General features: G+C 64.6%; 19 protein-coding genes. 14 read left to right on the top strand and 5 right to left on the bottom strand.

From position 1 onward, the window contains the following. The first annotated feature begins 170 nt into the window (after positions 1–170). From BrevBR_RS05190 to BrevBR_RS05160, 7 genes are all read left to right on the top strand, one after another. On the top strand, positions 171–1,181 hold the full coding sequence (locus BrevBR_RS05190; protein WP_340000182.1) for an NAD-dependent 4,6-dehydratase LegB: 1,011 nt from the start codon (positions 171–173) through the stop codon (positions 1,179–1,181). After that, a complete protein-coding gene (locus tag BrevBR_RS05185) occupies positions 1,178–2,344 on the top strand; it encodes a LegC family aminotransferase (RefSeq protein WP_340000181.1) in 1,167 nt (388 codons plus the stop codon). The genes BrevBR_RS05190 and BrevBR_RS05185 overlap by 4 nt, the downstream gene beginning before the upstream one ends. Beyond that, positions 2,341–3,501, top strand: a complete 1,161-nt coding sequence (gene neuC / locus BrevBR_RS05180; RefSeq protein ID WP_340000180.1) for a UDP-N-acetylglucosamine 2-epimerase — start codon at positions 2,341–2,343, stop codon at positions 3,499–3,501. The genes BrevBR_RS05185 and neuC overlap by 4 nt, the downstream gene beginning before the upstream one ends. Then, on the top strand, positions 3,498–4,574 hold the full coding sequence (neuB, locus tag BrevBR_RS05175) for an N-acetylneuraminate synthase (RefSeq protein ID WP_340000179.1): 1,077 nt from the start codon (positions 3,498–3,500) through the stop codon (positions 4,572–4,574). The genes neuC and neuB overlap by 4 nt, the downstream gene beginning before the upstream one ends. After that, positions 4,571–5,215 carry a NeuD/PglB/VioB family sugar acetyltransferase gene (locus BrevBR_RS05170; RefSeq protein ID WP_340000178.1) on the top strand — a complete coding sequence of 215 codons (645 nt, stop codon included), beginning with the start codon at positions 4,571–4,573 and terminating at the stop codon, positions 5,213–5,215. Before neuB ends, BrevBR_RS05170 begins: the two co-directional genes overlap by 4 nt. Beyond that, complete coding sequence (locus BrevBR_RS05165; RefSeq protein ID WP_340000177.1) at positions 5,212–6,261, top strand: nucleotidyltransferase family protein; 1,050 nt, start codon at positions 5,212–5,214, stop codon at positions 6,259–6,261. Before BrevBR_RS05170 ends, BrevBR_RS05165 begins: the two co-directional genes overlap by 4 nt. A 97-nt stretch (positions 6,262–6,358) precedes the next feature. Further along, positions 6,359–7,192 (top strand): metallophosphoesterase family protein, encoded by an 834-nt coding sequence (locus BrevBR_RS05160; protein WP_340000176.1) that lies wholly within the window; start codon positions 6,359–6,361, stop codon positions 7,190–7,192. A 4-nt stretch (positions 7,193–7,196) separates the two neighbouring features. Here the strand turns inward: BrevBR_RS05160 and BrevBR_RS05155 are convergent, their stop codons facing one another. From BrevBR_RS05155 to BrevBR_RS05135, 5 genes are all read right to left on the bottom strand, one after another. After that, entirely contained in the window at positions 7,197–8,432 is a 1,236-nt protein-coding gene (locus tag BrevBR_RS05155) for an O-antigen ligase family protein (RefSeq protein WP_340000175.1), read from the bottom strand. Positions 8,433–8,614: 182 nt separating this feature from the next. After that, on the bottom strand, positions 8,615–8,842 hold the full coding sequence (locus BrevBR_RS05150; RefSeq protein ID WP_340000174.1) for a hypothetical protein: 228 nt from the start codon (positions 8,840–8,842) through the stop codon (positions 8,615–8,617). A 177-nt stretch (positions 8,843–9,019) separates the two neighbouring features. Continuing rightward, positions 9,020–10,198 (bottom strand): hypothetical protein, encoded by a 1,179-nt coding sequence (locus BrevBR_RS05145; RefSeq protein WP_340000173.1) that lies wholly within the window; start codon positions 10,196–10,198, stop codon positions 9,020–9,022. A 41-nt stretch (positions 10,199–10,239) separates the two neighbouring features. After that, positions 10,240–12,498: a GumC family protein gene (locus tag BrevBR_RS05140; protein ID WP_340000172.1), complete on the bottom strand. Its 2,259-nt coding sequence runs from the start codon at positions 12,496–12,498 to the stop codon at positions 10,240–10,242. A gap of 248 nt (positions 12,499–12,746) precedes the next feature. After that, on the bottom strand, positions 12,747–13,439 hold the full coding sequence (locus tag BrevBR_RS05135; RefSeq protein WP_340000171.1) for a polysaccharide biosynthesis/export family protein: 693 nt from the start codon (positions 13,437–13,439) through the stop codon (positions 12,747–12,749). Positions 13,440–13,789: 350 nt separating this feature from the next. Here BrevBR_RS05135 and BrevBR_RS05130 point away from each other — a divergent pair, with 350 nt between their 5' ends. The 7 genes from BrevBR_RS05130 (at position 13,790) to BrevBR_RS05100 (ending at position 21,844) form a co-directional block, all read left to right on the top strand. Then, entirely contained in the window at positions 13,790–15,757 is a 1,968-nt protein-coding gene (locus tag BrevBR_RS05130; protein ID WP_340000170.1) for a nucleoside-diphosphate sugar epimerase/dehydratase, read from the top strand. A 187-nt stretch (positions 15,758–15,944) separates the two neighbouring features. Continuing rightward, entirely contained in the window at positions 15,945–17,063 is a 1,119-nt protein-coding gene (gene wecB, locus BrevBR_RS05125) for a non-hydrolyzing UDP-N-acetylglucosamine 2-epimerase (protein ID WP_340000169.1), read from the top strand. A 10-nt stretch (positions 17,064–17,073) separates the two neighbouring features. After that, complete coding sequence (gene wecC / locus BrevBR_RS05120) at positions 17,074–18,291, top strand: UDP-N-acetyl-D-mannosamine dehydrogenase (RefSeq protein ID WP_340000168.1); 1,218 nt, start codon at positions 17,074–17,076, stop codon at positions 18,289–18,291. A gap of 48 nt (positions 18,292–18,339) precedes the next feature. Then, complete coding sequence (gene gmd / locus BrevBR_RS05115; RefSeq protein WP_340000167.1) at positions 18,340–19,419, top strand: GDP-mannose 4,6-dehydratase; 1,080 nt, start codon at positions 18,340–18,342, stop codon at positions 19,417–19,419. A 3-nt stretch (positions 19,420–19,422) separates the two neighbouring features. After that, positions 19,423–19,848: a hypothetical protein gene (locus tag BrevBR_RS05110; protein WP_340000166.1), complete on the top strand. Its 426-nt coding sequence runs from the start codon at positions 19,423–19,425 to the stop codon at positions 19,846–19,848. Between the two features lie 84 nt (positions 19,849–19,932). Further along, a complete protein-coding gene (locus BrevBR_RS05105) occupies positions 19,933–21,066 on the top strand; it encodes a DegT/DnrJ/EryC1/StrS family aminotransferase (RefSeq protein ID WP_340000165.1) in 1,134 nt (377 codons plus the stop codon). A 7-nt stretch (positions 21,067–21,073) separates the two neighbouring features. After that, positions 21,074–21,844: a class I SAM-dependent DNA methyltransferase gene (locus tag BrevBR_RS05100; protein WP_340000164.1), complete on the top strand. Its 771-nt coding sequence runs from the start codon at positions 21,074–21,076 to the stop codon at positions 21,842–21,844.

Genomic DNA, 21,844 nt, shown 5'->3' with positions numbered 1-21,844 from the left:
GTTTCGGTCGTCGGCATGGACAACCGACTTCCCCCAGAGACAGGATGGAGCCCGATGAGGCAACCCGCTTTTCCGCCGCAGGAGCGGTCGGCAAGCGTCGCCTTTTCGGTTCCTTAACGGCCAGCAACCATCTTGGCCGCACGGCGCATCCGCCGCCCGGGACGGATCCCATGAGACTGGACGGCAAGCGCATACTGGTCACCGGCGCGGATGGCTTCATCGGCTCGCACCTGACCGAGCGGCTGGTGCGGCGCGGCTGCGACGTGCGCGCCTTCGTTCAGTACAACAGCCTCGGAAGCTGGGGCTGGCTGGACGAAAGCCCCGCCGACGTTCGCAAGGACCTCGACGTCTTCGCCGGCGACATCCGCGATCCGCACGGCATGCGCACGGCCATGACCGGATGCGACGTGGTGCTGCACCTCGCGGCCCTGATCGCCATCCCCTACAGTTATCATTCGCCCCAGACCTATGTCGAAACCAACGTCATGGGGACGCTGAACATCGTCCAGGCGGCGCGCGATCTGGGCGTCGAACGGGTGGTCCACACCTCGACCAGCGAGGTCTACGGCACCGCCCGCTTCGTGCCGATCACCGAGGCCCATCCGCTGCAGGGCCAGTCGCCCTATTCGGCCAGCAAGATCGGCGCGGACCAGATCGCGCTGAGCTTCCACGCCGCCTTCGGCACGCCGGTGACGGTGATCAGGCCCTTCAACACCTATGGTCCCCGGCAGTCGGCGCGGGCGGTGATCCCCACCGTCATCACCCAGGTCGCCGCCGGCGTCAGCGAGATCAAGCTGGGCGCCATGCATCCGACGCGCGACTTCACCTTCGTCGCCGACACGGCGCGAGCGTTCGAGGCGCTGGCGGAATGCGACGCGGCCGTGGGCCAGACCGTCAACGCCGGCAGCGGTTTCGAGATCTCCATCGGCGACACGGCGCGCCAGATTATCGCCCTGATGGGCCGCGACGTGGCCATCGTCACCGACGATCAGCGCCTGCGCCCCGAGGCCAGCGAGGTCGAGCGGCTTTGGGCCGACAGCGGTCTGATGCAGTCCCTGACCGGGTGGGAGCCCGAATACGGCGGCGGCGAGGGCTTCGCGCGGGGTCTGCAGCAGACCATCGACTGGTTCAGCGATCCGGGGAACCCGGCCCGCTACAAGGCCGATCGGTACGTGCTGTGAGCCTGTCCGATCAGGTGCTTGCGGCGGTCCGAGCCGCCCTGCCGGCGTGCGAAGGCGGCGTCTCCCTGCACGAGCCCGAGTTCCGCGGGCAGGAGTGGGCTTATCTGAAGGACTGTCTCGACACGGGCTGGGTCTCGTCCGTCGGCGCCTATGTCGACCGTATCGAGCGCGACCTCGAGGCCATCACCGGCGCCGCCCATGCGGTGGCGACGTCCAACGGCACCGCCGCTCTCGACATCTGCCTGCGGCTCGCCGGGGTGAAGCCCGGGGATGAGGTGCTGGTCCCGACCCTGACCTTCGTGGCCACCGCCAACGCCGTCGCCTATCAGGGCGCGACGCCGCATTTCGTGGACTCCGAGGCGGCGACGCTGGGCGTCGATCCGGTGCGGCTGGACACATATCTGCACCAGACCGCGCGTCTGAACGGCGACGTCTGTCTCAACACCCGCACCGGAGCGCCGATCCGTGCGCTGATGGTCATGCACGTCTTCGGCCATCCCTGTGATCTGGACGGACTGGCCGAGGTCGCGGCGCGCTGGAAGCTGGTTCTGGTCGAGGACGCGGCCGAGGGCCTGGGCTCGCGCTGGAACGGCCGCCATGTCGGCAATGCCGGGCTGGTATCGGCGCTCAGCTTCAACGGCAACAAGATCGTCACCACCGGCGGCGGCGGGGCCATCCTGACCAACGATGCCGAACTGGGCCGGCGCGCCAAGCATCTGACCACCACGGCGCGGGTCCCGCACAAATGGTCGTTCATCCACGACGAACTGGGCTGGAACTACCGGATGCCCAATCTCAACGCCGCCCTCGGCTGCGCGCAGCTGGAGCGGCTGCCCGACATGATGGCGCGCAAGGCGGTGCTGGCGCGGCGCTATGCCGAGGCGTTCCGCGATGTCGAAGGCGTGCGCCTGCTGACCCCCGGGGCCGGGGCCGAGGTCAACCACTGGCTGAACGCCCTGATCCTCGACCGGCCCGACATGGCGACGCGCGACGCCCTGCTCGAGGCGCTGAACGCGGCGGGCTTCATGGCCCGGCCGCTGTGGACGCTGATGCACCGGCTGCCGATGCATGCCGACTGCCCGCGCGACGACCTGCCGGTCGCCGAGGCGCTGGAGGCCAGCGTGATCAACATCCCCAGCAGCGCCCGGCTGGCCGAGGCATGACCGCGCCGCGCCGCATCTGCGTCGTCACCGGCGGTCGCGCCGACTACGGCCTGCTGCAATGGGTGATGCACGACATTCGCGAGGCGGACGATCTGGAGCTGCAGCTGGTCGTCACCGGCTCGCATCTGGAAGCGGCCTTCGGCCTGACGGCGGACCAGATCGAGGCGGATGGCTTTGCCATCGACGCCCGGGTTCCGCTGGGCCTGGAGGCCGACGGGCCGGACGACACCGTACGGGCCATGGCGCGCTGCCTGACCGGCGTGTCAGAGGCGTTCGAGGCGCTGAGGCCGGATATCATGCTGGTTCTGGGCGATCGCTACGAGATCCTCGCGGCGGCACAGGCGGCGCTGATCCACGGCGTGCCCGTCGCCCATATCGCCGGCGGCGACACGACCGAGGGAGCCTTCGACGAAAACATCCGCCACGCCCTGACGAAGATGGCGCACATCCATCTGGTCACCAACGAACTCTCGGCGCGGCGTGTTCGCCAGCTGGGCGAGGCGCCCGATAGTATCCATGTCGTGGGCAGTCCCGGGCTGGATCAGCTGCGCCGCCGGCCCTTGCTGGATCGGCCCGCGCTGGAGGCCGCATTGGGCGCACCCCTGGGCGCGCGGAACATCCTCCTCACCTTCCATCCGGTCACCCTCACGGCCGATCGGGGACGGGGCGAGTTCGAAGCCCTGCTGGCAGCTTTGGACGCCTTGCCGCGCGACGTGGTGAAATGGATCACCCGTCCCAACGCCGACCCAGGCCATCGCACCCTCGAGGAGGCGCTGGATCTGTGGGCGCGCGACCGGCCGGACGTCCGCGTCTTCGCCTCCCTCGGCCAATTGCGCTATCTGTCGCTGATGGCCCAGGTCGACGCCGTGGTCGGCAATTCTTCCAGCGGACTGTATGAGGCGCCCTCGTTCGGCGTGCCGACGGTCGACATCGGCGACCGCCAGAAGGGCCGGCTGGCCGCCGCCTCGGTGATCCATTGCCCGGCGGAGGCCGGCGCGATCGCGAGCGCCGTGCAGGCGGCGTTCGCGCTCGACTGTTCGGGCGTCGAGAACCCATATGGCGACGGACGCAGCGCGGGACGCATCGTGCAGATCCTGCGCGCCGCCCCGCCGCGCGCCGCCCTGCTGGCCAAGGCGTTCCACGAGGTCGACGCGTGACCGGCCGAGTGTTCGTCATCGCCGAGGCGGGGGTCAATCACGACGGCTCACTGGACGACGCCCGGCGCATGATCGATGTCGCCGCCGACGCCGGCGCCGACGCGGTCAAATTCCAGACCTTCCAGGCCGAACAGCTGGTCACCCCTCGTGCGGGCAAGGCGGCCTACCAGGCCCGCAACACCGGCGAGGACGGTGGCCAGCTGGCCATGCTCAAGGCGCTGGAGCTGGCGCAAGACGACCACCGGGGATTGGCCGGCCACGCCGCCGCCCGCGGCGTCCGCTTCATGTCGACGGCCTTCGATCTCGACAGCCTCGCCTTTCTCTCCGCTCTGGACATGCCGGCGATCAAGATTCCGTCCGGCGATCTGACCTGGGGCGCAATGCTGCTGGCCGCCGCGCGGCTGGACCGGCCGCTGATCGTCTCGACGGGCATGGCCGATCTGGATGAGATCCGCGCCGCCCTGTCGGTGATCGCCTTCGGCCTGACCCGGACAGAAACGCCAGCTAGCAGGGCCGATCTGGCCGCGGCCTTCGACAGTCCGGAAGGGCAGGAGCGGCTGCGCGAATGCGTCACCCTTCTGCACTGCACCACCGAATATCCGGCGCCGCTGGCGGCGGTGAACCTGCGGGCCATGGATGTGATGGCTGAAACCTTCGGCCTGCCGGTCGGCTATTCCGACCACACCCTCGGGACCAGTGTCGCCATCGCCGCCGTCGCCCGCGGCGCGACCGTGATCGAGAAGCATTTCACCCTCGACCGCGCTCGGCCGGGCCCCGATCATGCGGCCTCGCTGGAGCCGGCGGAACTGGCCGCGATGATCGCCGCCATCCGGGAGGTCGAGATCGCCTTGGGCCGCGCGGCGAAGACGCCCGCGCCCGAGGAACTGGCCAACCGTTCCATCGCCCGGCGCAGTCTGGTCGCGGCCCGGCCCATAGCCGCAGGCGAGACGCTGAGCCTCGACAACCTGACGGCCAAGCGGCCGGCTGACGGCGTGTCTCCGATGGATGTCTGGCCGATGCTGGGGCGCGCCGCGACCCGCGCCTATGAGACCGATGAGGCGATCGAGTTATGAGCGAACGATCTCTTGTCGTGGTGGGCGCCGGGGGTCACGGGAGGGTCGTCGCCGACGCTCTGCTGGCTCAAGGCCGGACCGTCCTCGGCTTCGCCGACCCGGGGGCGAAGGGCGCGAGCGGCTTACCCGGTCTGGACATAATCGGCGCTGACGACAGCCTCGACCCGCAGGGCGGCTATGACCTCGTCAACGGCATCGGCGGAACGGGCGACAGCGCTGGCCGCGATCTGAGACGGCGCGTACAGACGCGGCTGGAGGCTCTGGGCTTCCGCTTCGCGGGCGTCCGCCATCCCACGGCGTTCGTTTCACCGCACGCAGTCATTGCGGAGGGCGTCCAACTGATGCCCGGCGCCATGATTCAGGCGGGTGCGGTGGTCGGGACCGGCGTGATCATCAACACCGGCGCCATTATCGAGCATGGTTGCCGCATCGGGGCCTTCACCCACTGCGCCAGCGGCGCCATTCTGTGCGGTGACGTGGAGGTGGGCGAGGGCTCCCACATCGGCGCGGGCGCAGTCATCCGGCAGGGCGTCAGGCTCGAGGCCGGTGTGGTCGTCGGCGCCGGAGCCGTCGTTCTAGACGCCGGCGCTGGCGAGGGCATTCTGGTCGGTGTGCCGGCCAGACGCAGGGGGAACGCATGAAGGCCTGGACAAAGGCCCTGATCGGGCCGGACGCGACGTTCCGCGACGCCCTGATCGCGATCGATTCCACCGGCGCCGGCATCGCCCTGGTGGTCGACGGCGACCGGCGCCTGCTCGGCGCTCTGTCCGACGGCGACATTCGTCGTGCGCTTATCAAGGGCGCAGGGATTGAGGACGAGGCCATCGGCGCCGCCAACAGGAAACCCGTCTGCGCCGACGACCATCAGGACCCGGCCACCATGCTGGCCACCCTGCGGGCCCACAGCCTGCGCCAGCTTCCGATCCTCGACGCCGATCACCGCGTGGTCGGCATGGCCACCGTCGAGGACTTCCTCAACATCCCGGTCCGCACCAATCCTGTGATTATCATGGCTGGCGGGAAGGGCGAGCGGCTGGCCGAGCTGACCCGTGACACGCCCAAGCCGATGCTGACCGTCGGCTCGCGGCCGATCCTGGACACCATCGTCGGCAATCTGGCGGGGCAGGGATTCCGGAACTTCTGGCTGGCGGTGAACTACAAGGCCGAGCAGATCGAGGGCCATTTCGGAGACGGGTCGGCCCTCGGCCTGGACATCCGCTATCTGCGCGAGGACAAGCCGCTGGGCACCTGCGGCGCGCTCAGCCTGATGCCGAGGCCGGACGAACCCTTCGTGGTCACCAACGGCGACGTTCTGGCCAAGGCCGACTACAGCCATCTGCTGGATTCGCACCTGCAGTCCGACGCCCTGGCGACGGTGGTGGTCCGCGACTACCAGATGCAGGTGCCCTTCGGCGTCGTGAACGCCAACGGAGCGCGGGTGACCCGCATCGAAGAGAAACCGACCCAGAGCTACACCATCAGCGCCGGGGTCTATGTGTTGTCGCCCGCCGTGCACGACCTGATACCCAAGGACGCCTTCTACGACATGCCGGCGTTGATCGCCGACATGATCGCCCGCGAACTTCCGGTTCGGCTTCAACGCGCCGAGGGGTACTGGATGGACATCGGCCGCCCGACCGAATATGCGCAGGCGAACGCGGATTTTGGAGCGGTATTCGAGGGTTAGGGGGCGCGGCCCTTTTCCGGACGTACGGACGTACTAGTAGATGGCGCACACGCCCCCGGCAGATCGTGGGGCGAGCGATGTCTCTCGCAGAGAATCCATGATCTCAAAATTTCTCAATCGCCGGACCAAGGTGCAAGCGCCGCAGAACCCTGCAGTGCCCGATGGCGTGATCGCCTGGGCGATCGGCGACATCCACGGACGGCTTGATTTGCTCCGCCCGCTGATTGACGGAATCCTCTCGGATGCCGCGGCTTCCCGGGCGTCGCGGAAGGTCGTGGTTTTTCTGGGTGACTACATCGATCGCGGCCCTCAGTCGCGAGAGGTCATTCAATATCTCTGCGCCTTACCGGCTGTTGCGGGGATCGAGTGGCGCTTCCTGAAGGGCAACCACGAAGAAACCATGCTGAACTTCCTCGATGATCCGTCGGAGGGAATAGCCTGGTGCGAATACGGCGGTGACGCCACCCTGCGGTCCTTTAGCCTTCGTCCTCCGGAGCTGAAGCACAAGCAGGAAGCCTGGGCGCATGTGTCCGCAGACCTGAACCACAAGCTCTCCGCCGCAGAGCGGAATTTCCTCGACGCGCTGGAGCTCACCGTCGTGCTGGGAGATTATTTCTTCGTTCACGCGGGCGCCCGCCCGGGCGAAGCCCTTGATCGTCAGTCGGCGCGGGACCTGATGTGGATCCGGACGAGTTTCCTCAACAGTGACGTCGAGTTCGACAAGGTCATCGTCCACGGTCACACGCCGAGCGCTGAACTGCACGTCGACCGGCGCCGCATCGGTGTCGATACGCGCGCCTACGAGTCAGGCGTGCTGAGCGCGGTTCGGCTCGAGGGTGATCTGCAGGTGGCGATACAGACGGTCGAAGGCGCGGAGGGGCCGGCCCTCAGACGATTCGATCTCGCTCGGGCGGAAGCCCGAGGCGGCTGAGGGGCTAGCGGCGTCTCCGCCGCGATCTCGGCGCTTCGAGGTCGCTCTCTGATCGGACAGCCAGTTCCAGTAGTCCGCAGCACAGGGCGAACAGCGTGACTATGGTTTCAGTCCGCAGCGGGTAGTCGCCGACAGAATGGGCAAGGATCGTTGCGATCGCTATCGTGGCCGCGCGCTGAAGGTCGCGCGATGCTGATACGCGGGCGCGCCACGCGGTCCATGTTCTCCGCCCGAACCAGACAAGGAAAGCCATGACAAGGGCGGCGCCCAGCCACCCTGTCTCCAGCCACAGCTCGAGAAAATCATTGTGCGCCTGGTTGAAGAAGGTCGCGTCGAGGCGCGACAGAGGCTCGACAGAACGGTAAACCGCGTCGAATGAGCCGATCCCGGACCCGAGCGGAAGGTAGGATGCGGCGGCGTCGACGACGAACGGCCAATTCTCGAAGCGGCCCTCTTTGGCGCCCTGGGTGTCGAACCGTTCAAGTACGGGTCCCAGGGCGAACGCGCCAACAGCGGCGAAGGCCAGCGCCGCGCCCAGTCCCGCCGCCAGAAGCGAGCGTTTTGGTCGCCCCCGGCCAAGAGCGATCCAGGCGGCGGCGAGCGAGGCCAGGAGGACAGGCACGACCAGGATTATGCCCGCCCTGGAGCGGATAACCCCGATCGCCACGACCGTCAGGGCGACGTATACGATCGCCAGGCCCATCATCAGCTGGGACCGGCTGACGTGCCGGCGACTGGCCCTGATGCCCAGCACCACAGCGAATGGCAGGCTCATCAGGGAAAGAGCGGCCATGTGGTTCCGGTTTGCGAAGAACCCTACGACGTTGCCGGCGTCAGTTGTCGCCCAAGGGTAGAGCCGGGTTCCACCGCTCGCGAGTTGAGCCGCTCCCAGCAGAATGGCGATGAAGGTCGCAAGGACCAGTCCCTGAGCAAATCTCTGCGGGGCGGACGGGGGCGCCGCGAGCACTCCGAGAAAGACCGCAACGGGTGGGATGAGAGCGAGGAAGGAGCCCCACGTTCGATCAGGAGTGAGGCTGAGCGGCGCAAAACCGGGGGTCACCCCCGCTACGTCCAGGGCCAGAACCAGCTGCTCGCGCCCTGGAATAGCCATCCACAGCGCAGGAGGCAGCGGAATCAGTTGAATGAGGGGAAGGGCGGCTGTGGCCGCCAGCAGGCCCAGGCTGAATCGGTGGCGGGAAAGGTCGTCGCGTTGCAGCAGCGCGAAGGCCGCCAGAATCAACAGCGGCAGAGCGGCCAGTTCGACGAAGGCCAGTCGTAGCTCGTGCTGGCGGCTGGCTCCACCGAGGACAAACGAAAAGGCCAGCAGAACAAACGCCGCGATAACGACGGGGTTCTGCTGGCCTATCCTTAACCTAGGGGCGCGCACCGGCGACTTGATGCGAGGCAGCGCGCCGTGGTTTCTTAGTCGCTCTCGCTGTCGTCGTCGGTGGCGACAACGACGGTCGCGACGATGACGGCGGCGCCGATCAGGAGCACCGGCAGCGGGATGCCAGCGAATTCGCTGGAGGATTCGGCGGTCGCACCGACCCGGTCGCCAACGCGAGCGGTCGAATTATTCACGCCAGCAGCAGCCGCTTGGCCAGCCACCAGCAACAGACCCGCCGTAACGGCAGCAATGGTCTTACGCATGGTTTGTCCCCTTTGATGATTAGGATCTGGACGCCAGGAGGCACAGACGTGAGAACCTATAGGTACTGGTGCGACCCCAGGCAAGCAAAAAGCGTCCAAACTTAAGGCATAGTCGCGTTCGCCGAGACGCACCATTCCCGCGCTCCGGGCGCCGGAAGGGTGCTTCGGGGCCGAGACCTAGGACGAGGGCGAGATCGAAAATCCGTCATACCAGACTACCGCGGGTTGGCTGCGGTCCCTGAACTCCGGTAGCAGGCGCAACCACTGCGCCGAGCATCGCTGGGCCGGAACCGTCAGCTGAACCGAGAAGCGGCGCCAGGCTTCCGGAAGCTCGCCCGACGCGCTCTCCGCGATTTTCTCGCCCGTTTCAAAGCAGGAAATGGCCCACGAAAGGCCTTCGCTCGGCGAGCCGCCCTCCGAATGGGCCCGCCCGGCCCATCGATAGGTTCCCGGCGGCAGCCGGATCAGCTGTTCCGCGAGAGGCCGATAGCTGTAGCCGCCATACTCCACCCGCAGCGCCGATTCGCCGCTGTCGTCGGGCATGACTTGGGCGGACAGCCCCGCTCCGTCGAAAAGGCGCCATTCAAACGGCTTGGGACCGGTGGCGGACGCGAAATCGCCATTCGTGAGCAGTGCGGCTTGCGGCCGGTTCAGCCGACGCCGAAGTTCAAACAGGGCGGGCAGGCGCCCCGCGCCGAGGAGCTTCTCATAGAGGTAGCCCAACTCGAGATCGGTCATCGGAGTGCGGTTGCGCTCCAGCGCAAGCGCCAGGTTCGACGCGGTCTCCAGACCCGTCGGAGACTGGTTGAGCTGATAGAGATAGGCGTAGCGCCACGGAGGGCTTGCTCCGACGACGTCCGCGAGGGAGGCCATGGCGCGAGGATCGGCCGACGCAGCGACCGTGAAGAACTGGAACAACTGGGGATGGAGGTCCTCACGGCGCCGCGCAAGGGTGTCCGCGTGAGCGAACGAGGAGCCAAAGTCTCCTCTCGAAAGCCGGTATTGCACCAGCCAGGCGTGGCTCGGGTCGTCTCGCAGACTCCAGTTGCCGGCCAGGGTGAGCATCTCGTTCGCCGCCGCGGGCCGGCCTTCCTCTGCCGTGGCCAGTCCAAGTACGCGAAGCGCCCTCACGTTGAAGGGCGCCCGTTTGAGAGATTCAGCGGCAAGCGCGCTCGCGTTCTGGAAACGGCGCGCGCCCAGCTCGGCCTCGGCCGCTCGGCCAAGGACCAGCGGCGACGCGGGGTTGATCCGGATGACCATCTGGGCCGGACTGCGCATGACCGCGACCTGACTCAGGATCTGCCATCCGAGCCAGACGACCAGCACAACGAAGGCGAAGGAGGCGACCTGCCGCATCAGTCCTTCCGCCTTCGCCCGTCGTCCGGGCCGCTCTTCGTTCAACGCTTGCGTCCCTTCGCCCCCGGCTTGTCTTCAGCGCCGTAGTGGTAGTCATACGAGTAGTCATAGCCACCGTACGACGTCGCCCGCGCGTTGAACTTGGTCAAGACGACGCCCAACAGGCGCGCTGAGCCCATCTTGAGCCTGCGGAGCGCTCCGCGGGCTTGACCGCGACGCGTGCCCCGCGATTCCAGAACGAACAAAGTGCCTCCCAGAGTGGCCGCCAGGATAGGGGAGTCCGCGAATCCGAGCACGGGCGGACCATCAACAATGATGTGGTCAAACTGTTCCTGGGCATCCTTCAGGAAACGGCGAATTCGGTCGCCGCCCCAAAGCTCTGCAGGGTTGGGCGGCAACGGCCCGCATGCCACGAACGACAGGTTTTCGATCGCGGTCTTGTAGACGACGCTGTCAAGATCAGCGGCGCCCGATAGAAGATTGCTCATCCCGCGCTCATTATCGACGCCGACCAAACGGTGCATGGACGGGTTCCGCAGATCGCCGTCCACGAGCAGAACCCTTTTCCCGGTCCGCGCGAAATTCTGGGCCAGAGCGAAGGAGGTCGTGGATTTCCCTTCAGAAGGCCGTGCGCTGGTGACCAGGATGCTGCGCGGCGCGCCGTCCGGCGTGGAGAACTGTAAGGCCGTGAGGAGCGAGTAATAGGCTTCGGAGAACGCCGATCGTACGTTGGCCAGCGAGGACATCGGACTTTCCTCCGTGGTGAGCAGGGGAATCGCTCCCAGCACGGGAAGGCCGAGCTTGCTCTCGACGTCTTCCGGAGTGGCAAGCGACTCATCGAGCGCCTCCAGCACCAAGGCGACCAAGACCCCGAAGGCGAGCCCGATAAGCATCGCGATCAGAAGATTCATGAACAGTTTTGGGCTGGAAGGTTTTTGAGGCGGCGTTCCGCGATCAACGATCGAGATATTGTTGGTCGTCACTCCGCCGGTCACGCCGACTTCCTTGTAGCGCTGGAGCAGCCCGTCATACAGCGTCCGACTTGTGTCGAGTTCGCGCTGCAGGATGTTGTACTGAATCGACCTGCTACGCAGGTCCAGAACCTGATTCTTGAGCACGTCCACCTGGCCCTGCAGCGACCGCTCCTCATTGGCCGCGACGAGATACTGGCCCCTGATCGAACTGCGAATTCCTCCCGCGACCGAAGCGATCTGGCGGTCGAGTTCGTCAATCTGATCTTTCAGCTGAACCATTTCAGGGAAGTCCGGCTGATAGACGCTCGATTTCTGCTGGTACTGCGCGTCAAGCTTCGCCCGCTCTTCGGTGAGCCGCTGGTACGTCGGGTTGTTAAGCACCTCGGGCACGCTGGCCAGAGAAGCCGTGCTCGCCTGGCGCCATTTCGACTCTGCAGCCACGCGCTCGGCCTTGGCCTCCGCGAGAGCGCCGTTGAGCGAAACGAGGTTGTTGGCCGTCAATGACTGGTTGCGGTTTGCACCGTCTTCCGAGTCTCCGTCGTTTATGTTGATGATCTGCTGCTGGCCGGCGTAGGCCACCAGCTGCCGCTCAGAGTCCTCAAGTTTGACCTTGGTCTGCGCGATCAGATCTTCCAGAAACTGGCGGGCATAGGCTGATGACTGGAACTTTCTGTCCAGATTGGCCTGGATGAAATTCTCCGCAAAGGCGTTCGCGATCCGCGCGGAAAGTGCGGGATCCGGGCTGCTGAAGCTGACGGTGACGAGTCGGGATCCTCGCACGGGGCTGACGCTGAGGTGATCCTGAATGGCTTCAAGCACGCTTTCGCGCAGCTTGAGGGTCGTCTCCGCACGCGTGTCGCCCACGGGCGCCTTGATGCCCATGATCTTGAGGAAGGCGTCAGAGTTCGCCAGGCCTTCGCTCTGGATGACCCGTTCGGAGAGCGACCGGCTGCGGAGCAGGCCGTACTGCGTCTGGAAAAACTCCTCGCCCTGGATCATGGATTCGCGGGGCGCCGCGTCGTCAACCGCAAGCACCCTCGCGGCCTCACGGTCGATCTGTAAGGTGGTGGAAGCCGTGTACAGAGGCGTGGTCAACAACGTCGCGGCTGTCCCAATGACCATGGCGGCCAAGAAGACGCCCAGGATGACCAGGCGATGCTTGAGTACGAGCCGCCAGTACTCGGCGACGTCGAAACGCGCAGCTTCTTCGGCTCCCGGTCGCCAACTGTCGGCCGCACTGCCCAAGGGCGCAGTGTTGTGGTCTTGTGACGGATTGGCTGCGCGACCGCCGTTGTCGCCGTACCCTCTACTGTCGCCCAGCATCATCTCAAATCCAGTTTCACAGGTTAGCGACCGCGCGGACGGCGCATAGAGCAGAGGTCGCCAGTAGCGGAAAGTTGTCTGTCTGGCGATATGCACCAGGCACAAATCCCGGGCACGCCGCGACCGGCGGGAAGGGTTGTTCTGCAGATGCCGCAAATCGACCGGTCTGCATCGACGAAGCGCGGCTATCAGGCATGAGATTGAAGTTCAGCGGTCCAGCCCGATTGTCCGTTCGGGGATCACGCGCGATCCTAGAAGTAGGCAAAGGCCGCCAAGCCAGGCAAGGCCGCGACGACATCACGCATAGTAGCGCTGAGACGCGAGGTGTCCACCACAACGACATCGTCGCCCTGCAGGACGGGATCCACCGCGTTGCCGCTCCGGATCGACGCAAGATCGAAGACCGCCACCATTCTGCGGTCTGCAACCGTCCGGAAAACAGCCACGCTTTCGAGGTCGGCTACGCGGGAGGCGCCCTTCGCCATCGCGACGGCCTGAAGCAAGGTCGTGCGTCCACGCATCAGATAGACGCCAGGTTCGGTGACTGCTCCGTCCACCGTGACTTTCTGGCTTGCCGCCTCGGCGACGGTAACCGTCACCTGCGGGTTCCTCAAATAGCGCGCGCCCAGTCGGCCCTGAATGTCCTGTGACAGCTGCGAAGGGGATCTGCCCGCCGCCGGCACGGAGCCGATAAGCGGCATCTGAATATTGCCCGCAGCATCCACCCGGATATCGTCGGACGAAAGGTCGGCGACCTGAAAAACGTTGATGATCAGCTTGTCGGTCGGACCAATAATATAGTCTTCGCCCGTGTGATTTGGCGAAGCCGCCTGCAGAGCGATCGGATCAATGAGGTTCGTGGCTCCGCTGGTCGAGCCGGACCGGCCCGCGGAACCGCAGGCCGTCAGGGTCATAGCCAAAAAAATGACGAGGGAATTGCGCATTATGGCGTCCGGAGTTCTGAGGGGCGTCTAGCTGGAAGCGCGTCCGTTTTTTCGGCCGCCGCTTGCAAGAAACCTGAGTTGGTCGGGTTATCCAGCACATCCTGCGCCTGCGTCAACCGCCCATTGCGTCGTCTTCACGCGTGCACGCCCCGATCCTGACGCCGTTGCGCCGGCAGCGAGATCCGGACTGTTCCCGGGCGGCGTTGCCGCCCGACACACGATGCAGGTAGCTGACGCACGATCTAGATATTTGTATTGGACTACAGGTTCTGCCAAGTGAGTGCCGCCGATTTCGGCGGCCTAGAGAGTTTCAAGCGCACGTCGGCGCTTTCGGCGCGCAAGAGGGGGTTATGGTTGGTATCGCTGTAAATGCGCGTGGGAACCTCAAGCTGGTCTGGATCGCGAAATTTGCGCTGCACGTAAGCCTTCTGTTCACGGGTTTCATTCTGGCCTACGGCCTGCGCCGGGGAACGATGTTCAGCTGGTGGGTATCGAGCCCGGACGCTGCCCGGGTTGTTGGATGGGCGGCGCTTTTTGCGTTGATCGGAGCCGGTGTCGAGATCGTTTTCCAGTCGGAGCGGTCCGCCTGGCGCTACGCGTCGATCCGCGAGGTGATCGGGCTGACGCGAAACGTGACCGTCACCACTGCCCTCTTTCTCGGCCTGATCTTCTTCGTCGACCGCGGCATACTTCTTCCGCGCTCCGTGCTGCCGCTCGCCTGGATCATGAGTCTCTGTCTGCTGGTAGGGGCCCGGATCGCGTGGCGGTTGCCGCACGACCCGGGCCTGGCGGCGCACATGCTGCCCAGCTGGTGGCCCAAGAGCGGGGAGGGCCGGACCCCTCTTCTTATCGTGGGGCCCATGGCGGAGGCAGACCGGCAATTGCGAATGCTCCAGACCGATCCCCGGTCGCCCTATGAGCCTGTCGGGGTCATAACCCCCAGACCGGAAGAGGTCGGGCTTCGGATGCATGGCGTGCCGTTCATCGCGACCGTCGCCACATGGCGCGAATCCAGCCGCGGTCTCACGGGCGTCGGTCCCCACCACGCGATCGTCTTCATGGAAGACCCGGTCCAGTCCTATGGTCTCACCACCGAAAGAATCGGCGAACTGCGCCGGGCTGGCCACAAGCTTCTGAAGCCGCAGGTTCTGGCCGAGATGGACGGCGCCTCCGGCCGCACTGTGCTCGAGGAGATTCCGCTCGAGGACTTCCTGCCCCGCAAGCCCATCAGCCTGGATTCCGGCCCGATCAAGACGCTCGTCGGCGGGCGCCGTGTTATGGTCACCGGCGCTGGTGGGAGCATCGGCTCGGAGATTTGCCGGCAGTTGATCGTTCTGGGCTGCTCCCATCTGAGCATGGTCGATCACTCCGAATTCCTGCTGTTCGAGATCGATCGCGAGTTAGGACGCTCGAAGACGGCCACTGAACGAAGAGCGGTGCTGGCCAACGTCCGCGACGCAGAACGGATGGCCGCGATCGTACGAAGCGAGCGCCCCGACATCATATTCCACGCAGCGGCTCTCAAGCATGTCGGCTTGGTTGAGAGCAATCCTGCGGAAGGCGTGTTGACGAATGTCCTGGGCACCTGGAACGTCATGCAGGCGGCGATGTCCAATGCCGTGTCCCAGTTCGTCCTCATATCAACCGACAAGGCCGTCGCTCCAACGAACGTCATGGGGGCGACGAAGCGGTTGGCGGAAAACCTGCTGGACCTGGCTCCCGCCGGCGCAACGCAGATGACCGCCGTCCGCTTCGGCAACGTGCTTGGCTCAGCAGGGTCGGTGGTGCCGATTTTCAGGGACCAGATCGCCCGTGGCGGGCCCGTCACCGTTACTCATCCTGAAGTGAATCGGTTCTTCATGACGATCCCCGAGGCGGTGGAGCTCGTCCTTCACAGCGCCGCGATAAGCAATCCGGGGCCGACCACGCGGCCACGCAAATTCCTCCTGGAGATGGGCGAGCCGGTCAAGATTGTGGACCTCGCCCGCCAGATGATCGAACTGAGCGGAAAAGCGCCCGGTGCCGATATCGCGATCGAGTTCACGGGTCTCACGCCGGGCGAAAAGATCGCCGAGATTCTGAATGACGAGGGCGAAGAGGTGCGTCCCTGTGTGGAAGGGATCATGGAACTCCTCTGGGAGAGCCGCGCCAGCGTTGTTCCTCTGTCGGACGTTCGCAAACTCATCGACCTGTCGCGGAGACCGGAAGAACTCCTCCGTTCTCCCGTACTTACCATGGTCGACCGAATTCGCCGGGGACCCGGAGCGCCAACCTCGCGGAATCGAAAATCGGGCCGGTCCGTCTCCGCCCGTTCCTGAAGGGGGGGGGACGCGCATCGGGCGTCCGCACGCCGATTCTTGGGAACGCAGGGTTGGACTTTCGCGGTGAACTGGTATCAGGAGCGCGCGTCGCAGAACGGGGCGCGCGAGCAGCTTCGGGCGACACGGAAATGCCAGAGACGGCATTCGGCCCGACGATCGTGACGAGCAGTAGTGGGGGTTTCCGGTGATCAAGGTCCTGACGGTCTTTGGGACGCGTCCCGAAGCCATCAAGCTTGCACCAGTCGTGCGGGCGCTTTCATCTCATCCCGCGATTGACCATGAAACATGCGTCACGGGTCAGCATCGCCAGATGCTCGATCAAATGCTTAGCCTGTTCGAGATCGAGCCGGAGCACGACCTTGATCTGATGCGGCCCGGCCAGACCCTGCCGCAGATCACCGCAAGCGTCCTGACGGGCGTAACTGAGGTGCTGGATCGGGTGAAGCCTGACTGGATCATCGTGCAAGGCGACACCACGACGGCGTTCGCCAGCGCGATGGCGGCCTTCTACAAGAAGGTCAGGATCGCTCACGTGGAGGCAGGTCTTCGAACGGGAAACATGTATTCCCCGTGGCCCGAGGAAGCGAACCGCAAGCTCGTGGGCCAGCTCGCGACGCTGCATTTCCCGCCCACAGAAAGTTCGCGGGCGAACCTTCTGGCCGAGGGCACGCCTGATGCTTCGATCCTGGTTACGGGCAATACCGTGATCGACGCGCTTCAGTGGGTGTCGGCGCGCCTGGACGAGAACCAGGACGTTCTGGTGGGGGATCGCTTCGCCTATTTGTCGCCGGGCCGGCGTCTTATCCTTGTGACAGCGCACCGCCGGGAGAATTTCGACGGCGGGCTTGCGCGCATGTTCCACGCCCTGCGTCGGGTGGCCGAGCGGGGCGATGTCGATATCGTCTATCCCGTCCATCTGAATCCGAATGTCCGAACCGCCGCGCAGGAGGTGCTGGGCGGACTCCCGAACATCCATTTGATCGAACCGTTGGAGTATCCAGCGTTCGTCTATCTGATGAAGCGCGCCCACCTGATCGTCACCGACAGCGGCGGGATCCAGGAAGAGGCCCCGGGACTCGGCAAGCCGGTCCTCGTCACGCGAGACACGACGGAGCGGCCTGAGGCGATCGCGGCGGGCACTGCCAGATTGGTCGGGACGGCCACCGAACCCCTGTTGCAGGCCATGGTCGAGTTGCTTGATAACCCAGCCTCATACGCCGCGATGGCCAATGCGGCGAACCCCTATGGGGACGGCCGCGCATCACAACGCATTCTCGAAAGGCTGATTGGTGAACCGGTTTAATCGAGTCTGCGTGGTTGGTCTGGGCTATATCGGCCTGCCAACCGCGGCCATATTTGCGGACACCGGTCTCCAGGTTATCGGAGTCGACGTCAGTTCGACGGCGGTCAGCACCATAAACAGCGGCCGGGCCCACATCACCGAGCCCGACCTGGACCTGCTTGTGCGGAGGGTGGTCACGAAGGGCGGGTTGTGCGCAACGCTGACGCCCGAACCCGCGGACGCTTTCATTCTGGCCGTGCCGACTCCCTTCAAGGCCGACCATGAGCCGGATGTCAGCTTCATCGAAGCGGCGTGCGAGTCGATAGCTCCTTTCTTGCAGGCAGGGAACCTCGTTGTTCTGGAGAGCACTTCTCCGGTCGGCACCACGGAGAAGGTGTCGGAATGGCTGGCCAGGGCCCGGCCTGATCTGACCTTCCCTCACGATCGTGGTGAGGCGTCAGACATCCGCGTCGCCCACTGCCCGGAGCGCGTCCTGCCGGGTCAGATCCTGCGCGAAGTCGTCCACAATGCGCGCGTCATAGGCGGGGTGACCGGCAAATGCGCCCAAGCGGCCATGACTCTGTACAAGATCTTTGTGCAAGGCGATTGCCACCTCACCACGGCCCGCACGGCCGAACTCGCAAAGCTGACCGAGAACGCCTATCGCGATGTCAACATCGCGTTCGCCAACGAACTGTCCGTTATCTGTGACGGGCAGGGCGTCAATGTCTGGGATCTCATTCGGGTCGCAAACCTGCACCCGCGCGTGAGCATCCTTCAGCCGGGGCCGGGAGTCGGCGGGCACTGCATCGCGGTCGATCCCTGGTTCATCGTCGCCGCGGATCCGGTCAACAGCCGTTTGATCAGGACGGCGCGGGAGGTGAACAACGCCAAGCCCGACTGGGTTGTCTCCAAGGTGAGAGACGCGGCGGCTCAGGTCGACAGCCCCGTGGTCGCCTGCCTGGGACTCGCGTACAAGCCTGACATCGATGATTTGCGGGAGAGCCCGTCAGTGGAGATCGTCCGCAAGCTGGCCGTTTCGGGCGACGTCGAGATTCTTCCCGTAGAGCCTCATGTCGAAGTCCTGCCGCGCGAGCTCGCCGCCAGCGGACTGAAGCTGCATGACCTGGACCAGGCCCTAGATCGCGCCAACATCGTTCTTCTTCTGGTAGATCACGCAAGTTTCCGGAGTGTCGATCGAAGCCGGCTTGACGGCAAGATCATCATCGATACACGCGGAATTTGGTGAGATGGCGAAGCAAGACCTCAACCCGTCAATCGATCAAGAGAGTCACTAGTGGAAAAAACTGCTCTCATCACCGGTGTGACCGGTCAGGATGGTGCATACCTCGCCGAGTTCCTGATGAAGAAGGGATATTCCGTGCACGGGGTCCGTCGTCGGACGTCGATGTTCAATACCCAGAGAATTGACCATCTTTATACCGACCCGCATGAGTCGGGTGGAAAGCTTACCCTTCACTATGGCGACATGACAGACTCCAGCAGTCTGCTCAGGATCGTCCAACAGGTTCAGCCGACCGAAGTCTACAACCTCGCGGCGCAGAGCCATGTCGCCGTGTCGTTTGAAGAGCCGGAATATACCGCCAACTCCGACGCCCTCGGCGTTCTGCGGTTGCTGGAAGCTATTCGGGTGCTTGGCCTTGAAAAGACATGTCGTTTCTATCAGGCATCCACATCGGAACTGTACGGACTTGTTCAGGAAACGCCGCAAAGGGAAAGCACACCCTTTTATCCACGGTCGCCGTATGCGGTCGCCAAGCTTTACGGCTACTGGATCACGGTCAACTACCGCGAAGCGTACGGGATGTATGCCTGCAATGGCATACTGTTCAATCATGAAAGCCCGATCCGGGGCGAAACCTTCGTCACTCGAAAGATCACGCGCGCGCTTGCCCGGATCAAGCTCGGCGCGCAAGACCGTCTCTACCTCGGCAATATGGATGCGCGACGCGACTGGGGTCATGCCCGCGACTACGTCGAGATGCAGTGGTTGATGCTGCAACAGGATCAACCTGAAGACTTTGTCATCGCCACGGGCGAGCAGCAAAGCGTTCGGGAATTCGTCAACCTCGCCGCCGCCAGGCTCGACATGCAGGTGGAGTGGAAGGGAGCCGGTATTGAGGAGAAGGGCTACCTCGATGGTCGGTGCATCGTCGAGGTGGACCCGGGCTACTTCCGCCCCACGGAGGTCGAAACCCTTCTGGGCGACGCCAGCAAGGCTCAGGCCAAGCTCGGGTGGCGACCCCGCATCAGCTTCGATGCGCTCGTGAATGAAATGGTGGATGAGGATTTCAGGGAGGCCCAGCACGAGATCGCGCTCGCTCCTCATCGGCGTACATCCCTCTATGCGGACTGACTCATGAACCCGGTCGAGATCATCAGCTCCGGCGACACGCCCCTGGCCTATCTGATCCGGGCCGGATGGATGCCCGATGCGACGCAGTTCCTGACGCCGGATCACTTTGGCCAACAGATGGGCATGATTGTCTACGGAGAAGGGAGCGCGATCGTTCCCCATCTCCATCTCCCCGTTGTCCGGGAGGTGCATGGAACGAGCGAGGTCATCGTCGTGCGAAAGGGCGAGTGCGTGGTCGACCTGTACGACGAGAGCAAACGGCTTGTGACGTCTCGCCTGCTCCAGCTCGGCGATATCATCCTGCTCCTCGGCGGCGGGCACGGCTTCAGGATGAACGCAGACACGGTCCTGTTCGAGGTCAAGCAGGGGCCGTACGTCGGAATGAAGGACAAGGAACGGTTCGAGGCGCCCGTCAGGAACGGGACGTGATCTTCTTGTCTTTGCGCCCCTTGGGCGATAGTCCACCGGGGCGTGCGGGCCTCCATGCTTTCCCTGGGTAGATCAGGACACTCGATGATTCCGGTAAATGAGCCTCTTCTCGAGGAAAGCGATTTTGCGCCGCTTGAGGACGCATTCCGGACCGGCTGGATTTCTTCCGCGGGTCGGTATGTCGACGAATTCGAGGACAGGTGGGCGAGCTACTGCGGCGTGGGGCACGGCATCGCCGTGTCCAATGGCAGCACTGCGCTACAGGTCGCGGTTGAAGCCGTGGGCATTTCTGCCGGCGATGAAGTCATCATGCCGAGCTTCACGATCATTTCCTGCGCCTCGCCCGTGGTCAGGGTCGGCGCAAAGCCCGTGCTGGTGGACTGCGACCCGGTCACCTACTGCATGGACTTGGATCAAGTCGCCGCAGCGGTCACGCCCCGGACAAAAGCGATCCTGGTCGTGCACATGTACGGCCACCCGGTGGACATGGATCCGATACTGGCCCTTGCCGAAAAGCATGGTCTGATCGTGATCGAGGACGCCGCCGAGGTTCATGGAGCCCTCTACGAATCCGGCCGGGGCGGCAATGCGCCCGTCTGGAAGAAGTGCGGCGGCATGGGCCACATCGCCACTTTCAGCTTCTTCGCCAACAAGCTGATCACCACCGGCGAAGGCGGGATGGTTATCACGGACAACCCCGAGTACGCCGAGCGAGCGCGAGGATTGCGCAATCTCTGCTTCCGGCAGGACCGCCGCTTTCTCCATACCGAACACGGCTACCAGTTCCGCCTGACCAACATGCAGGCGGCGATCGGCGTGAACCAGGTCGGACGGATCGAGCAGATTGTCGAGCGCAAGCGCCAGGCTGCGCGGGAATACACGCAGCGGCTCGAGACCGTGCCGGGCATTCAGTTGCCGTTCGAACACCAGTGGGCGCGCGCCGTTTACTGGGTGTACGGGCTGGTTCTTGACGACGCCATCCCGTTTGACGCCCTGGAGTTCGCCAACAGGCTGAAGGCGAAGGGCGTGGAAACCCGTCCGTTCTTCCTCGGCATGCATGAGCAGCCCGTATTCCATGACATGGGGCTGTTTGTCGGCGAGCATCATCCCGTGACCGAACGGATCGCCCGGCGGGGGCTCTATGTGCCGTCGGGCTTGGCCATCACGGTTGACCAGATCGAGAAAGTCTCTCTCGCGGTACGTGAAGTTCTGGCATGAGGCGGCTATGAGCGTTTTCAACTCCCTTTATGCCGATCAGTACGACGAACTGTACGCCGCCAAAGGCTACGTCCAAGAATGCGACCTGATCGAACAGGCCGTGGCGCTGTACGGCGGGACCCGGCCGTCCACCGTTCTGGATGTCGGCTGCGGCACCGGCGGCCACGCCATCGAACTGGCAAACCGGGGCTATGCGGTTTCCGGGGTGGACCTTTCACAGCCGATGCTGGACCGGGCCGCGACGAAGGCTGCAGCCTTGCCCGCAGGCCGACGGCCCTCGTGGCTTTGCGGCGACGCGCGCGATTTTGACACCGGCGAGCAGCACGACCTCGCAATCATGATGTTCGCGGTCGTCGGCTATCTTACGAAGAACGACGACGTACTGCAGGCGCTGCGTAACATCCGGTGCCAACTCAAGCCTGGCAGCCTGTTCCTCTGTGATTTCTGGTATGGGCCCTCGGTTTTGTCGACCCGTCCCACGGACCGGGTCCGAGTCATGTCGTCCGGCGAAGGCCGGGTCATTCGGGCCGCAAGCACCGAGCTGGACATCGTGGCGCACACCGCGGACGTCACGTTCAAGCTCTGGACGCTCGCCGGCGATCGTCTCGTTGGAGAAACCAGCGAAACCCATCGGATGCGCTACTTCTTCCCGCAGGAATTCTCGCTGTTCCTGGCCAGCGCCGGCTTCGAGATGAAGTCGATTTCGGCCTTCCCGACCCTGGACGGCGAGCTCGACGAGAACGCCTGGAACGCCTTCGTCGTCGCGTCGGCGATCTGA

The sequence above is a fragment of the Brevundimonas sp. BR2-1 genome (assembly GCF_037626195.1).
In the GTDB taxonomy this organism is placed as follows: Bacteria; Pseudomonadota; Alphaproteobacteria; order Caulobacterales; family Caulobacteraceae; genus Brevundimonas.
This window is presented reverse-complemented; position numbering and strand designations above follow the sequence as displayed.

Coding starts and splice junctions, on each gene's coding strand:
- BrevBR_RS05130 (WP_340000170.1), top strand. CDS start 13,790: ATGGTTGGTATCGCTGTAAATGCGCGTGGGAACCTCAAGCTGGTCTGG.
- BrevBR_RS05100 (WP_340000164.1), top strand. CDS start 21,074: ATGAGCGTTTTCAACTCCCTTTATGCCGATCAGTACGACGAACTGTAC.
- BrevBR_RS05170 (WP_340000178.1), top strand. CDS start 4,571: ATGAGCGAACGATCTCTTGTCGTGGTGGGCGCCGGGGGTCACGGGAGG.
- BrevBR_RS05145 (WP_340000173.1), bottom strand. CDS start 10,198: ATGCGGCAGGTCGCCTCCTTCGCCTTCGTTGTGCTGGTCGTCTGGCTC.
- BrevBR_RS05165 (WP_340000177.1), top strand. CDS start 5,212: ATGAAGGCCTGGACAAAGGCCCTGATCGGGCCGGACGCGACGTTCCGC.
- BrevBR_RS05160 (WP_340000176.1), top strand. CDS start 6,359: ATGATCTCAAAATTTCTCAATCGCCGGACCAAGGTGCAAGCGCCGCAG.
- BrevBR_RS05135 (WP_340000171.1), bottom strand. CDS start 13,439: ATGCGCAATTCCCTCGTCATTTTTTTGGCTATGACCCTGACGGCCTGC.
- BrevBR_RS05150 (WP_340000174.1), bottom strand. CDS start 8,842: ATGCGTAAGACCATTGCTGCCGTTACGGCGGGTCTGTTGCTGGTGGCT.
- BrevBR_RS05105 (WP_340000165.1), top strand. CDS start 19,933: ATGATTCCGGTAAATGAGCCTCTTCTCGAGGAAAGCGATTTTGCGCCG.
- BrevBR_RS05190 (WP_340000182.1), top strand. CDS start 171: ATGAGACTGGACGGCAAGCGCATACTGGTCACCGGCGCGGATGGCTTC.
- neuC (WP_340000180.1), top strand. CDS start 2,341: ATGACCGCGCCGCGCCGCATCTGCGTCGTCACCGGCGGTCGCGCCGAC.
- BrevBR_RS05140 (WP_340000172.1), bottom strand. CDS start 12,498: ATGATGCTGGGCGACAGTAGAGGGTACGGCGACAACGGCGGTCGCGCA.
- BrevBR_RS05110 (WP_340000166.1), top strand. CDS start 19,423: ATGAACCCGGTCGAGATCATCAGCTCCGGCGACACGCCCCTGGCCTAT.